Source organism: Nostoc sp. PA-18-2419, assembly GCF_005869855.1.
GTDB lineage: Bacteria > Cyanobacteriota > Cyanobacteriia > Cyanobacteriales > Nostocaceae > Nostoc.
In genome coordinates this window covers 43,669-57,724 of the sequence record NZ_SZNH01000004.1, presented here as the reverse complement: position 1 = coordinate 57,724, position 14,056 = coordinate 43,669, and the positions used below count along the sequence as shown (strand labels likewise).

Below are 14,056 nucleotides of genomic sequence, written 5' to 3'. Positions count from 1 at the left end.
AAGACATTCCTACTCAATTTTATTTTTAGACCAAAAGATAGATATTATTAGGTAACACGCAAAAATCAACATAAAATTTGGGTAAACCTCCCCATCTAAAAACGGGGGCTTTTACCCTACCGAGAACAGGCATAAATTTACGAATATAGATATGTAGGATTGGCTTTGATCCCAAGCACCAACAAACATGGAATACTTGTATTATTTGGCTAATGCCAGTCTAACTCTGAGGGTCGTTCAATACCTGCACGCCAGACCCCAGACAACTGTTTCGTTCGTCACCGTAATTCATCAAATTGATGGCTGGGTGGTTAGGATTAAACTTAAAGGTCAAGTCTCGCCTCAACAAGATGGTGACTTTCGCGCTTTTCTAAATGAATTAGGAATTAGCTACGAGCCACCAATGAGGGTGCAAATGGCACTTTGGAGTTTGGAAGCGGGACAGTGCCCCGTGGATGTTATGCGTCGTTATCAGGTAGCGATCGTCTCTCATGGTAGCCCAGAGAAAGATGAAATTGAGGCTTTTCGGCAACAGTTTGTCCGAGGCTTAGGCTACTGTCCAGAAACTTTGGCATAATCTAATTTGGTTGTCACGCTAGTACAATTATATTGGTTATTGGTAATTAAAATATTTTATCTATTACTGATTAACCATTGTCATTATCGATTAAACAGTCGAAAGCTGCCGGAATGTATTCTTGCAGCCTAAACTGATATCCGGCAGCCGATGAAGTAGCGAGAGCTTCTTGAGCTGTAACCCCAGTCATTTTTTTTGATTCTTGATAGTAGACAATGGCAACATCAAATCGGCAGGAATAATCTGCTTTTTCAGGATACTGGGCTAAAAATATTCCTGCTGTACGCGAAATTTTGGCTTGCTTTTGTGGCGTGATTGCACTTCTTCCCCCTGCATCCCAACTGCCCAAACTGCGGGTTTTGACTTCAACAAATGTCAGTATTGAGTGGGCATGGGCCATTGGAAGTGTGGGGTAATGGGGTGGTAGGTTGGTAGGGGTAGTTTCGCCTATCTCTCCATCTCCCCATCTCCTTATCTCCTCGCCTCCTCCAGCATGTTCAGCGATAATATCAATTTCTCCCCAACGGCAACAAAAGCGACGATGTATAATTACCCAACCTGTAGATTGCAACCATTGGGCTACTAGGTCTTCTCCAAGAGAACCAATATTTGGATAATGAGATGGAGGAAGGTTAGTCATTGACCAAAAACATCATGAATTCCACGAATTCTAGGTTAAGCGATCACATAATAGTTTCTAAACTCAACTCATTCCATAATCAGTTGAGATTAGAGCATAAAACAAGTTATTGGATTTGGGCAACTATATTCAGCTTATTCCTTTGGGGAATAGTCGGCATTACCGCAACCGTGGGTTTTGCTCCCACAGCTTTGGCACTCGAATACAATAAAGAAATTTTGGTCGAGGCTGATTTTTCAGGACGTGATTTAACAGACTCCAGCTTTACTAAAGCTAATCTTCGCCAAAGTAACTTCAGCAATACTAATTTACGCGGTGTCAGTTTCTTTGCAGCAAATTTGGAGTCTGCTGATTTGTCAGGATCTGACTTGACAAATGCTACTTTAGACTCAGCTCGCCTGATCAAAACAAATTTGACAAATGCAGTTTTGGATGGGGCGTTTGCTGCTAACACCAAATTTGATGGTGCAATCATTGATGGAGCAGATTTTACCAATGTGCTGCTACGTCCGGATGAGCAAAAAAAATTGTGCAAAGTTGCTAAAGGGACTAATCCAATTACAGGACGAGATACGCGTGACACCTTATTTTGTCCATAAGGAGTAGGGAATAACCAGTAAGGAGTAGGGGAACAATTTTAACTTCTAACTCCTTACTCACTTACCAACCACGAGCGCCAATCTTTTCACAGACAAATTGCATTCCTTTGCCTGGTGAAGAATCTGCGACAAAAGGTATTTCTCCTTTTTCCTTATCTTCTTGAAGTAGCTCTCCCCCCGAACTGTAAATTGCTATGTGATTAAGAAAAAGCCGCGATTCTGTACACGATGCATTGAATGTAGTCTCGAAGATGCCATCTCCATACATGCCGTAAAGTTTGTATGTCGTACCTTTAATAGTTTTTGTGTCTAAAGCTATACTGTTTCCTAACTTATCGTGCCCTACAGTAACATACCTTTGTGAATCTTCGGCGAACGCTGCGCCACTGCCCAACAAAATAGTGATCGCTCCTACAATAGGACCTATTTTAAAAGACATAGACTTTAAATATACACATTTTATCTATTTCTACTCGTAGTCCTAKGGATTTTGGCACTGTACAAGCACTGAAATCCAGATATAGCAAGGTGTTGTACTAGCTCGTAATACCTTATAGGAAGCGTAAAGCACTACATAAATTTGTCATTAAGACAAGCATGAGTGGAACACTTGCTAATATTGCCATACCGCCTCAATTTCCCGATCGCACTACAGAAGTCAAACAGCTTGAACAAAGACTTATGGCAATATTAAGCAGGAACTAGGTAAAAAATAGCGATCGCACTCCACCAAATACAATCAGGGTAGAACTCTAGTTGTAGCTTTATTATTTAACACTCCTAAACCACTCAGTAATCCCCTGAGCGATCGCATTTGCCATTTTCTTCTGTTCTTCTGGATTCACCACCTGCTCAAATTCATCGGGATTGCTCATAAAACCCAATTCCAACAACACTGATGGCGCGGCGGCTGGACGTGTCAGCGCTAGGTTATCCCAAAATACACCATAGTCAGGTCTGCCGAGGTTTTTGACCACATAGTTTTGTAAAAATACTGCCAGGCTATGGGCTTGGGGTTGATACCAAAAAGCGGCGAATCCCTTGGTTTTTTCGGCATCGCCATCATCGGGTAGGGAATTGTGATGTATGGAAATAGCGATCGCTGGTTCTTCTTGACTAATTATTGCTTGACGTTGTGCTAATGAAACTTCCTTGTCGTCCTCCCGCGTCATCACTACCGTCGCCCCTCGCTTCACTAACTCGTCTCGGAGCAACTTGGATACTACCAAATTGACATCTTTTTCTAAATATCCAGTTGGGCCACTGGCACCAGATTCTTTACCTCCATGCCCTGGATCGAGTAGAATCTTGAGATTAGCTAAAGGCTTTCGTCTTGTGTTGCCGATTTCAGGCGGATGACGCAAAGCCAAAACCAGGGTTGTACCGTCGTATTTCAGCTTATATCCCCACTGTTGAGTTTTTTTGAGATTAAAGGTGTATTTTACTCGTTCTGGTGTCTCTTGCTGCCAATCTAGGCGAGCAATTAGGGGGTCATCGTCTAGGCGAATGATGTCAGTTTGGGCAGTAGTATTGTAGAGAGTGAGAGTAAAAGCGCGATCGCTCTGTTGCACGCTCACAGGTACGGGGACTTGTAAGGGGAAAACTATCTCTGTCGCACCAGGGAGTTGACGGTATCCGACACTGCGAATTATTGTTTGTGGCGGAACTGCACCAGGTAAAGTGCGGGTTTCCTGACTATTAATCCAAGCTCCATAGTCTAGGCGCAACCATTCACCTTCCTTCCCTGTAACTGTTGCTCGTGTGCCTTTGGGCAGTGGTGTGAGTCGAGAATAGTCGGTACTAGGGCCAGTGCGTGCTACACCTGCGTCTACCGTCACCTCAGCAACTGGTAACTCTGCTTTTGAGAGGATTTGAATTTTACCATTTCCTGGTTGAGTTATCGTCTTGCCATTGAGCGTCAGTTGAAACTGGGGTTGTCCCAAATTGCCAGGAGTCGCTACTGTGGTGCAACCTTCGTAGTTGCCTACGCTAGACTGGCCATGAGGCTGATTTTGCCCCGTCAAAGCTGCCAAATTATTTGGCAGTTCGGCTTGCTGGGGTTGAGACGAAAGGGTAATAGTTTGATTAGCTAGGTGAACAGATACACTGGCGTTAGGGGGTGCGATCGCGCTAAAACAAATAAGTTCTCCCGGTAGTCTGGCAATGTCAGCACCGGGAGTGAGGGAATCTTTTACAAAGGCTAACCCCTGTGGAAGTTCGGGTTGAGTGGCAAGCCTTGTCACCTTAATCTGGAGTTCTTGATCGCGCTGACGTACAGTAAACAGATTCTCTCCCAAGTGCAAGGGTAAACTCGGAGAAAAATGACCAGCTTTGCTGCGGCTAATTGGCTTACCATTGATCGAGACTTCTCCATCGGGAGATGCTGTGCCCAGAAAAAAGATTTTTTGGGCATTTGTTTGGTAGTTCGTTTGGGGAAAAACTACTACAAGAGATGGCTCTGCCAAGGCTACAGAGGAGGTGACAATACAGCCTAATATTACTAATCCTAAGAGGTTTTTCACGGCAAGATCGCGGAAGATTTGACCACAGTGACTATGGCACAATGACGGGATGTATTTTTAGAAGTTGTTAGAAATTCAAACTACTATGACTAAGTTTATCTTTGTAACTGGAGGCGTAGTTTCCAGTATTGGCAAAGGCATTGTAGCAGCAAGTCTGGGGCGTTTGCTCAAGTCGCGGGAATATTCGGTGTCGATTCTCAAACTTGACCCTTATATCAATATAGATCCTGGGACGATGAGTCCTTTTCAGCATGGCGAAGTGTTTGTTACCCAGGATGGTGCGGAGACAGATTTAGATTTGGGACATTACGAACGCTTTACCGATACTTCGATGTCGCGATTGAACAGCGTGACTACTGGCTCGATTTACCAAGCAGTCATCAATAAAGAACGGCGTGGAGACTATGAAGGTGGCACAGTACAGGTAATTCCTCACATTACCAATGAAATAAAAGAGCGAATTCTCCGAGTTGCTAAAAGTACAAATCCATCTGTAGTGATTACAGAAATTGGCGGTACGGTGGGAGATATTGAATCGCTGCCATTTTTGGAAGCAATTCGTCAGTTCCGCAAAGAGGTGGGACGGCAAAATGTCTTGTACATGCACGTAACCCTAGTGCCGTGGATTGCTTCTGCGGGTGAAATGAAAACGAAGCCAACACAGCATTCAGTCAAAGAACTGAKATCCATTGGCATTCAACCAGATATTTTAGTTTGTCGCAGCGATCGCCCCCTACCCACAAAATTAAAGCAGAAATTGTCTGGATTTTGTGATGTGCCAGAAGAATGTGTCATCACTTCTCAAGATGCCAAAAGTATCTATGAAGTACCCCTGAATCTGGAATGGGAAGGACTGGCAGAACAAGTGCTAGATTTGCTGCAAATGGAACAACGTACACCAGATTTGACCCAGTGGCAAACCCTAGTCAAGCGATTACATAGTCCCAAACACGAAGTAGAAATTGCTATTGTCGGTAAATATGTGCAGTTAAGTGATGCTTACTTATCTGTAGTCGAAGCACTCAATCATGCTGCAATCTCGACCTATGGCAAATTGCGCCTGCGTTGGGTGAACTCAGAAATTTTGGAAACAGAACCAGCCGAAACCCACCTTGAAGGTGTTGACGGCATAGTTGTTCCAGGAGGTTTTGGACTTAGAGGAGTGGATGGAAAAATTGCTGCCATTAAATATGCGCGTCATCGCCAAATCCCCTTCTTAGGCCTATGCCTGGGAATGCAATGTTCTGTAATTGAATGGGCAAGGAATGTAGTGGGATTAACAGACGCCAATAGTGCTGAATTTGACGCTTATACAACCGATCCGGTAATTAATTTATTGCCAGAACAGCAAGAAGTAGTCGATTTAGGGGGTACAATGCGCTTGGGACTATATCCTTGTCATGTTCTCCCTGATACTTTAGCTTTTAAGCTCTATCAAGAAGACGTGATTTATGAACGACATCGACATCGCTATGAGTTCAACAATGCTTACCGCGATTTGTTGTTGAAATCTGGCTATGCAATCAGTGGGACTTCTCCCGATGGACGCTTAGTTGAAATTGTGGAATTACCCAAGCATCCATTTTTTCTCGCTTGCCAATTTCATCCAGAATTTCAATCACGCCCCAGTAACCCTCATCCTTTATTTAAAGGGTTTATTCAAGCAGCGATTTCTCTGTCAACTTCTGTTACCCCAACACCATTGGAGGTGTGATAAAAAATCATAATTCATAATTGAAAAAATAATTTAATTTTCAATTAGTGCATAGCAACATTAACTTAGGGCTTGGGTAGATTTGAAATACAGGGTGCATTATTCGTAAGTTTCAGAGTTGAGGAGATGTTGTGACGTACTGGGTGAAAATCCTTTACGAGAGGAAAGAATATGTAGTAAATTTTGAGCGTGTCCATGCTTTTTGTTATGAACGAAATGGCAGGGTTACTTTTTGGTTACCCGATAGTGCTATCCCGATAGTGATTAACCCGCAAAGTAACCTAGAAGACTATCAAAAGGTTCTCAATTATTTAGAATGCGTCACGGAGTTGGAATTAAACTACTCTCACTGGGTAAAAATTATTTACGAAAAAAATGAATATATAATAAACCTCGATTGCATCAGTTCCTTTTGTCATGAGCCAAACGGTAGGATAACTTTTTGGTTGCCAGATGCTACTATTCCCATCATCATCAGCTCTCTAAGTAATCCAGAATCATATCAAAAAGTTGTGAAATACGTTGAGAAAGCAACAGGATATTTTTTATCTTGAAATTATTGTGCAGCAGAACAAAGCAACAATAAATTTAAAAAAATTTAGTAAGTAGAACGGTGTGAAAAAACAAAACTATGTTAATAAAAATTAAATAAGCTTAAACCCTCTTCGCTCCTACTCTCTGCCGACGCTCTCTAGGAGACGCGCAAGGGATGCGGACATGGCTTAGCTGCGCTATCCTGCCTCATCCCAACGATAAATATTCACACGAACCTACTTATTTGCTTTAGTTTGACTGGCTCAATATTGCTAATTTCTTTATTTATTTTGTAAATAAGTTGGTGTCTGTAGCAAGCTCCAAACCAAATTTTTTTAATCAGTAAAGACTGATTTCTCTAGCTAAGATTTTTTGAACCATAATCTAATATTCTGAATAGTGTTGCCATGCTAACTTTGCTGCACCTACCATCCCAGCAAATTTTCCTAACTGAGCTGGCAAAATTTCTAAACCCTCTCGTGATAAAGGCTGCACTCGCTTCTCAATTTCTGCCTTTACTGCTGGAAAGAAAAATTCAAAGCTACCACTGATACCGCCGCCGATGATGATCGCTTCTGGTGTCAGCACATAAACCAAGCTTGTCAAACCAATACCCAAACATTTACCGTATTCTTGCCAAAAGGTCAAGGCGGCTGGATCTCCTTGTTGGGCAAGCAAACCCAATTCGATGGGTTCCTTGAGAGTACGACGACGAATGGCAGTCGCAGAGGCATATTGTTCCAAAGAGCCTTGATTGCCGCTATTGCACATTGGCCCGTCAGGGTTGAATGAAATTAAACCGAGTTCACCAGCAGCTCCTTGATGTCCAACGAACAATTTGCCATTGAGGATAATTGCGCCACCAACCCCAGTTCCTAAAGTTAGGAGAATCAAATTTTGAAAGTCGCAACCGGCTCCCAACCAAGCTTCTCCCAAAAGAGCGCAATTAGCATCATTACCAATTACAGTCGGTTTGCCAGTTTTACTTTCCAACCAGTCTGCGAAAGGTACATCGATCCATCCAGGCAAGTTGATAGCAATTTTTGCAATCCGCGCTGCCGCATCGGCTGGGCCAGGAGTCCCTACACCAATACCAACACTTTGATTATCTGGATCGATTTGAGCGATCGCATCTACCAACACCGCTAGCACCGCCTGTGGCGTTGTTGGTTGGGGAGCTGTCAAAGTCAAAGATTGCAGGCAAGTACCATCAAGTGTAAAACGCCCCAACTTGATTGCTGTTCCCCCCACATCAATGCCAATTACGTAATTAGTCATTAGTCATTAGTCATTAGTCATTAGTCTTTGGGCATGGGGGAGGCAGTGCTGTCTTGGAGTCTCCCCAAGTGGAGCAACTGCCCTCATTGGGCATTGATTATTCCCTGCGTCCACACGTCTCTCCATCTCCCCACTCTCTAGTCTCCAGTTCAAAATCAACAATTCCTCAGGGTTTTAGGATTTTGGTACGAAAAAATTCTAAATTTTCTGTCTTATTGGGTATGAGTCGTAAATCAGCAACAGTCATGGTGCGAATACTTGATTGCTCTTGCCAAGCTGTGACTGGAGTACCTCTTAAGATACCAGCAAGGGCAACAGAAAGCATAAACCCGCCAGTAGCGGCGGCAATTAATGTCAGGTTATCTTTCACACAAATCTCTCTACTATTTGTTATTTGTCAATTGTCCTATCTTACAAAGTTCCGATCGCCGCAAGCCGGCGCTCAGACTTTGCGCTTTGTCAGTTGTCCTTTATCCTTTGCCAATGACTAATGACTACTTTCGGATTCTATTCTCTCTTCGTAAACGAGGATTGACAAATTCATTTAACCCTTCACCAAGTAGTGATAACCCTACTACCATACATGTCATTGTCAAACCAGGGAAAAGAGTAGTCCACCAAATGCCAGTGGGTAAAGCTTCTAGTGCTTGTTTTAAATCGTGTCCCCATTCTGGCACTTCTTCTGGAAGTCCTAGTCCTAAAAAGCCCAAGCCGCCCAACACTAAAATTGCATCAGCGGCATTGAGAGTGAATAGTACAGGTACACTTTGAATGACGTTGAAAAATAGATATCGAAAAAGCACAGTCAAAGTGGAAGCCCCCATTGCTTGAGCCGCTTCGATGAACACTTCAGTTTTAACGCTTACAGTGTGGTTGCGAACAACGCGGTAATATTGGGGAATGTAAGCAATGCTAATGGCGATCGCTGCATTCAATATCCCACGCCCCACCACAAAAGCCAGCGTCACAGATAACAGTAGCCCTGGTAAAGTGTAGATGCTATCCATAATAAACAGCAATACTTTATCCAATTTCCCACCGAGATAACCACTCAGCATCCCCAAAGGTACGCCAATAATCATACTCAACGCGGTTGCCAAAATCACCACTTGCAAAGCAGCTTGAGCGCCGAACAGCGTGCGGGAGAAGACATCGTAACCCAGGCGACTAGTACCAAACCAATATTTAGCTGACGGTGGCTGGTGAATTGGATTGGAGAGAAAATCTTTAGGGTTTTGTAGCCATCCCCAAGCCTGGAATACGGGAGCAAAGAATGCCAGGAAGATGAATAATAGGGTAATGGCTAACCCTACGAGCATGAGTTTTTGGGAAAGATTGGGATTTTTAGGAAACAGGAAAAATATTGGCAATTGCCGTTTTGTAATGGCCATAAAGCGATCGCCCGGATCAAGCAAGATACGCTGACCATTTTACATATCAAAGTGGACATTGGGTATTGGGAAGCCGCAGACGCTCCCTCTCCGGTTAAGAGTTCACAGTTAGTAATATATTCTTTCCCTGTTCCTCATCTCCATACCCCATGCCCTATTCCCCATTCCCTAAAGATTACTCTCAATCAACTGCCGATATTCGCTCTTTTGCTTCACGCCTTTGACTTCCTTCACTAGTTCCTTGTTTTTAAACAATTGAACCGTTGGTGTTCCTGTAACATTAGCATTTTCAGCAATATCTCGGTCTTTGTCGATGTCAATTTCCACAAAGTGAATTTTGCTGTCAAATTCATCCACCACTTTGTTTAAAATTGGCTTCAGGGTATGACAAGGGCCGCAGCCAGGAGAGACATATTTAACAAGGAGTAGGCGATCGCTTTCATGGAACAATTTCCGTAAAGCATAACCTCCCTGATGGCGGGTTGTATCCAAATTAAATCCAGCTTCTTCTTCGGCTTCAGTTTTCTTGGCAGCTGGCTGATGTTCTAATTCGTTATCTGCTGTTTCTGTCTGCTGATGGAATTCCTGAATCAAGCCAGTGGATGATAACCAACGTTCTGCCAACATCGCCGCCATACACCCAGTACCCGCAGCAGTAATTGCTTGGCGAAACTCATGATCTTGTACGTCACCAGCAGCAAAAACGCCTTCTACACTGGTTTCTACAGAACCAGGCTTAGTGACAACGTAACCTACCTCATCCAGTTCTAACTGACTTTTAAATAAAGAAGTGTTAGGAGTATGACCAACCGCGTAAAATAAACCTTTAGCGTGTAATTGGCTCTCTTCACCAGTTTTGGTATTGCGGACTTTCACGCCTTCCATGTGACCATTACCGTATATATCCACGGCTTCTGTGTTCCAATGCACCTGGATTTTCGGGTTACTCAAAACGCGGTCTTGCATGGCCTTAGAAGCCCGCATCTTATCGGTGCGTACCAACATATTTACCTTAGAACCGTATTTGGTAAGGTAAATTGACTCTTCTGCTGCCGAGTCGCCAGCACCAATTACAGCCAATTCTGCACCGTGAAAAATCGGTGTTGCACCATCACAAATTGCACAAGCGGAGATACCGCGACTCCAAAACTCGTGTTCGTTAGGTAAACCTAAACGTTTTGCTGTCGCACCAGTAGCAATAACTATACTGTTAGTTTTGATTTCTCTTTCTTGCGATCGCACTGTAAAGGGACGCTGACTCAAGTCAACTGATGTAACGTCTTCAGTATATAGCTCTGCCCCCCAACGCTCTGCTTGCGCCTTCATTTGATCCATCAGTTCCGGCCCGGTAATACCTCGAGGAAACCCAGGAAAGTTCTCAACTTCGGTCGTTGTCATTAATTGCCCACCAGGCAAACCCCCGGTTTGGAAACCTTCAAATACAATGGGTTTCAGGTTAGCACGTCCAGCATAGATGGCGGCTGTATAACCTGCTGGACCAGAACCGATAATTACTAAGTTTTCTACTGTGGGGTTAGTCATGAATATATCCGAACTCATAACGACTACGTTTAATATAGCATAACAAATTGGGATTGGCTAGTCGCGCAAGCTGGGACGTGTAACTGGTTCTAGCGGTGGGTTTATTCTGCCAAGTATAGAAGAGGAGTCTTTCGTAGGCTAGCACAGAGCTATGCTACCCTCCCGTGTATGGTATCCGAACTAAAACCACTATATTTATTTGGTCAAAAAATTTTTAGCTGGTGTGATAAAAAAGCGATCGCAACTGGGTAAGTTACATATAGAACACCCAAGCACTTCCTACCCCAGGGAAAACACTTATGAAAAGCGAATTGAAAGCAAAGTTTCTTCAACACATCCTTGATAAAAAAAAGGGAGATGAAGGTTTTACACTTATAGAATTACTAGTAGTAATTATTATTATCGGCATTTTATCGGCTATTGCTCTACCTTCTTTCTTGAACCAAGCTAACAAAGCTAAGCAGTCAGAAGCCAAGCAAAACGTTGGTGCTATGAACCGACAACAGCAAGCCTATTATTTGGAGAAGAATACTTTTACAAGTAGCTTGGCAGATTTGGGTCTTGGTATTAAAACAGCAAGTACGAACTATCAGTTTACAATTTCTTCAGTCGCTAGTGGTGGTACGGTAGGTGTAACCAACCAAGCACAACGAGTGACTTCAGCTGCTCCCCTAAAAGCTTATGTTGGTGGTGCAAACGTAGGTACTGTGTCAGCAACGAGTGAAGCAACCACATTAACTGTGTTATGTGAAGCAACTAATCCTGGTACGGTATCAGGTGCTGCAACTGGATCGGAAACAGTTAGTTATGCTGCTGCTGGTCCTACCTGTCCTAGTGGATACACAGCTCTTAACTAGAATTTATTAAAGAAGTTTGGGATTTGCACGAGGAATGACAAACTACCTCAAGTTGTCAAAATTTAATTCCTAACTTCTATCAATGGCCAGTTACAAATAAGTGGATAGATTGTTCTATCCACTTATTATATTTTTTAGGTAATTTATTTGTATGAATCATCAATCTTCTTTGTCTGAGATGCTTAACTATCAAGAGCAAGCCTTTCAATATCTTGTAGAAAATCAGTATACAAAAGCTGCTAGTTTATATGAACAATTAATAAATACAGAACCAGAAGTAAGTTCTCACTACTGGTATTTGGGGCTTGTACTACTTTTACAAGGTGAAGAATCAGAAGCCCAAATGACTTGGCTACTGAGAATCGGAAAAGCCCCATTAGAAGAGGTAGATCTATGGACAATTGAACTGATACAAATCCTGCAAATAGAAGCAACCAGACAAGAGACTCTGGCAAATTATTCTGTAGCTTGGGCAATTCGTCAGTACATCAAACAAATTAATCCTAATGAAGTTAATAATCTTTTAAATATTCTTAAACTTCAAATAAAACTAGAAAATTTTACAGATGATGATTTAAGTGATTTAGGAATAATTGAAATATTTAAAACAGAACAAGATATAGAGCTTGACTGTCAATTATTATTGCAAGTAGTGCAGGAATTATTAGAATCTGCACCCTTAGAGCCAGGGACTTTAGAGTTATTAGAGTTATGTTTACCGTACTTTTCAGATAATCAATCTATTCTTAATATTTTACTGCCTGCATCTATGAAAATTGCTTATAATTTAAAGCAACCTCATATAGCAGCAGACATTTTAGAGTTTTATTTGCGTTTAGATGCCGAAAATAGAGAAGTATTGCTATGTCTAGCAGCATTTTATCAAAACTCAGGCAATTATTTAAAAGGAATTAAAACTGCTAAAATCGGATACTCATTAGCAGAAAAATTAACAGATAAAATTTTTGGTATTTTTGTGATATTGCGGGGTTTATTAAGTGCAGGTGGTTACTGGGAAGAGGTTAAAAGTGCTTGCCAAGATTTAGAAAATCTCATGCTTACACTCATAGATAATCAAAGTTTAGCACTATTTGAAGAACTAAGTTTTCGCTTAATTACTTCTTTCTTTTGTGTAACTCATGTTAAAGATGACCCAGCTATTGTTAGACATATTTTAAATAAATTATCCCAAATTATAGAAGTGCATACTCAATCTAAAGCTGGTGATACAAGTAAGCGATATTATCAACAAAATCTCAAGGTTAAAAAGACTAAAAAAACTCAAAAAAAATTAAGAATTGGATATTTATCTCACTGTCTAAGAAGACATTCTGTAGGTTGGCTTGCTCGTTGGCTAATTCAGCATCACAAGCAAGAAAAATTTGAAGTATATCTGTATTTTGTTAATTATAACTTACTAGAGGATCATCTTCAAAATTGGTATGAAAATCAAACCTTATATTCTCGCCGATTAGGCACAAATAGCTGGGATATTGCCGAACAAATACATCAAGATGAAATTGATATTTTAATCGATCTTGATAGTGTAACTCTAGATATAACCTGTGAAGTAATGGCACTCAAGCCAGCACCACTTCAATTAACTTGGCTGGGTTGGGATGCATCCGGAATACCGAATATTGATTACTTTATTGCTGACCCTTATGTATTACCAGATTTGGCGCAGAATTATTATACAGAGAAAATTTGGCGATTGCCACATACTTATATAGCTGTTGATGGATTCGAGATAGGAGTTCCTAACTTACGGCGAACAGATTTAGAGATTCCTAACGATGCTGTTGTATATTTAAGCGCTCAACGGGGATATAAACGTCATCCTGAAACCACAAGGTGGCAAATGAAAATCATCAAAGAAGTCCCAAATAGCTACTTTTTGATTAAGGGCGATGCTGAAGAAGAAGCTATTAGAGAGTTTTTCTATACAATAGCAGCAGCAGAGGGTGTAGAGTCCGATCGCCTGCGGTTTTTACCCTTAGATCTCACTGAAGCGATTCATAGAGCTAATTTAGCGATTGCTGATATTGTATTAGATACTTATCCATATAATGGAGCGACAACAACTCTAGAAACATTGTGGATGGGTATCCCCTTGGTGACACGAGTCGGTGAACAGTTTGCGGCTCGTAATAGCTACACCATGATGATAAATGCAGGTATCACAGAAGGTATCGCGTGGACTGATGAAGAATACATAGAGTGGGGTGTGCGCTTGGGTAAAAATGAAGCTTTACGCCAGCAGGTGGCTTGGAAACTGAAATCATCTCGACAAACAGCGCCCCTGTGGAATGGTAAACAATTTACTCAGGAAATGGAGAAGGCCTACGAGCAGATGTGGCACAAGTATATTGAGGATAAATAAGCTTATAGTGAGGGTTTCA

The 14,056-nt window shown here is 41.9% G+C and carries 13 protein-coding genes; 6 read left to right on the top strand and 7 right to left on the bottom strand.

Annotated features, from left to right (window positions below; all coding sequences use genetic code 11):
- Positions 1 to 187: 187 nt before the first annotated feature.
- Positions 188 to 577 (top strand): hypothetical protein, encoded by a 390-nt coding sequence (locus FCR06_RS05840; protein ID WP_138497907.1) that lies wholly within the window; start codon positions 188 to 190, stop codon positions 575 to 577.
- 70 nt (positions 578 to 647) lie between these two features.
- On the opposite strand, the gene FCR06_RS05835 is transcribed toward FCR06_RS05840, so the two are convergent.
- Positions 648 to 1,217 (bottom strand): YraN family protein, encoded by a 570-nt coding sequence (locus FCR06_RS05835; protein ID WP_138497906.1) that lies wholly within the window; start codon positions 1,215 to 1,217, stop codon positions 648 to 650.
- Between the two features lie 14 nt (positions 1,218 to 1,231).
- On the opposite strand from FCR06_RS05835, the gene FCR06_RS05830 reads away from it, so the two are divergent.
- Positions 1,232 to 1,816 carry a pentapeptide repeat-containing protein gene (locus tag FCR06_RS05830; protein WP_138497905.1) on the top strand — a complete coding sequence of 195 codons (585 nt, stop codon included), beginning with the start codon at positions 1,232 to 1,234 and terminating at the stop codon, positions 1,814 to 1,816.
- Between the two features lie 61 nt (positions 1,817 to 1,877).
- Here FCR06_RS05830 and FCR06_RS05825 read toward each other — a convergent pair whose 3' ends face one another.
- Both FCR06_RS05825 and FCR06_RS05820 read right to left on the bottom strand, forming a co-directional pair.
- The gene (locus FCR06_RS05825; protein WP_138497904.1) at positions 1,878 to 2,255 is read right to left on the bottom strand and encodes a hypothetical protein; all 378 of its coding nucleotides are present in this window, start codon (positions 2,253 to 2,255) and stop codon (positions 1,878 to 1,880) included.
- A 328-nt stretch (positions 2,256 to 2,583) separates the two neighbouring features.
- Positions 2,584 to 4,338, bottom strand: coding sequence for an N-acetylmuramoyl-L-alanine amidase (locus tag FCR06_RS05820; protein WP_138497903.1), 1,755 nt, complete (start codon positions 4,336 to 4,338; stop codon positions 2,584 to 2,586).
- Between the two features lie 85 nt (positions 4,339 to 4,423).
- On the opposite strand from FCR06_RS05820, the gene FCR06_RS05815 reads away from it, so the two are divergent.
- Together FCR06_RS05815 and FCR06_RS05810 are read left to right on the top strand one after the other, a co-directional pair.
- Complete coding sequence (locus tag FCR06_RS05815) at positions 4,424 to 6,052, top strand: CTP synthase (RefSeq protein ID WP_138497902.1); 1,629 nt, start codon at positions 4,424 to 4,426, stop codon at positions 6,050 to 6,052.
- Between the two features lie 131 nt (positions 6,053 to 6,183).
- On the top strand, positions 6,184 to 6,606 hold the full coding sequence (locus tag FCR06_RS05810) for a hypothetical protein (RefSeq protein ID WP_138497901.1): 423 nt from the start codon (positions 6,184 to 6,186) through the stop codon (positions 6,604 to 6,606).
- 364 nt (positions 6,607 to 6,970) lie between these two features.
- Here the strand turns inward: FCR06_RS05810 and FCR06_RS05805 are convergent, their stop codons facing one another.
- The 4 genes from FCR06_RS05805 to trxB form a co-directional block, all read right to left on the bottom strand.
- Complete coding sequence (locus FCR06_RS05805) at positions 6,971 to 7,864, bottom strand: ROK family protein (RefSeq protein ID WP_138497900.1); 894 nt, start codon at positions 7,862 to 7,864, stop codon at positions 6,971 to 6,973.
- A 166-nt stretch (positions 7,865 to 8,030) separates the two neighbouring features.
- Positions 8,031 to 8,234 carry a hypothetical protein gene (locus FCR06_RS05800; protein ID WP_138497899.1) on the bottom strand — a complete coding sequence of 68 codons (204 nt, stop codon included), beginning with the start codon at positions 8,232 to 8,234 and terminating at the stop codon, positions 8,031 to 8,033.
- Positions 8,235 to 8,358: 124 nt separating this feature from the next.
- On the bottom strand, positions 8,359 to 9,255 hold the full coding sequence (locus FCR06_RS05795; RefSeq protein ID WP_138497898.1) for an ABC transporter permease: 897 nt from the start codon (positions 9,253 to 9,255) through the stop codon (positions 8,359 to 8,361).
- A gap of 168 nt (positions 9,256 to 9,423) precedes the next feature.
- Complete coding sequence (trxB, locus tag FCR06_RS05790; protein WP_138497897.1) at positions 9,424 to 10,797, bottom strand: thioredoxin-disulfide reductase; 1,374 nt, start codon at positions 10,795 to 10,797, stop codon at positions 9,424 to 9,426.
- Between the two features lie 299 nt (positions 10,798 to 11,096).
- Here trxB and FCR06_RS05785 point away from each other — a divergent pair, with 299 nt between their 5' ends.
- Both FCR06_RS05785 and FCR06_RS05780 read left to right on the top strand, forming a co-directional pair.
- The gene (locus FCR06_RS05785; RefSeq protein ID WP_138497896.1) at positions 11,097 to 11,654 is read left to right on the top strand and encodes a type IV pilin-like G/H family protein; all 558 of its coding nucleotides are present in this window, start codon (positions 11,097 to 11,099) and stop codon (positions 11,652 to 11,654) included.
- A 151-nt stretch (positions 11,655 to 11,805) separates the two neighbouring features.
- On the top strand, positions 11,806 to 14,037 hold the full coding sequence (locus tag FCR06_RS05780) for an O-linked N-acetylglucosamine transferase, SPINDLY family protein (protein WP_138497895.1): 2,232 nt from the start codon (positions 11,806 to 11,808) through the stop codon (positions 14,035 to 14,037).
- Positions 14,038 to 14,056 lie beyond the last annotated feature (19 nt).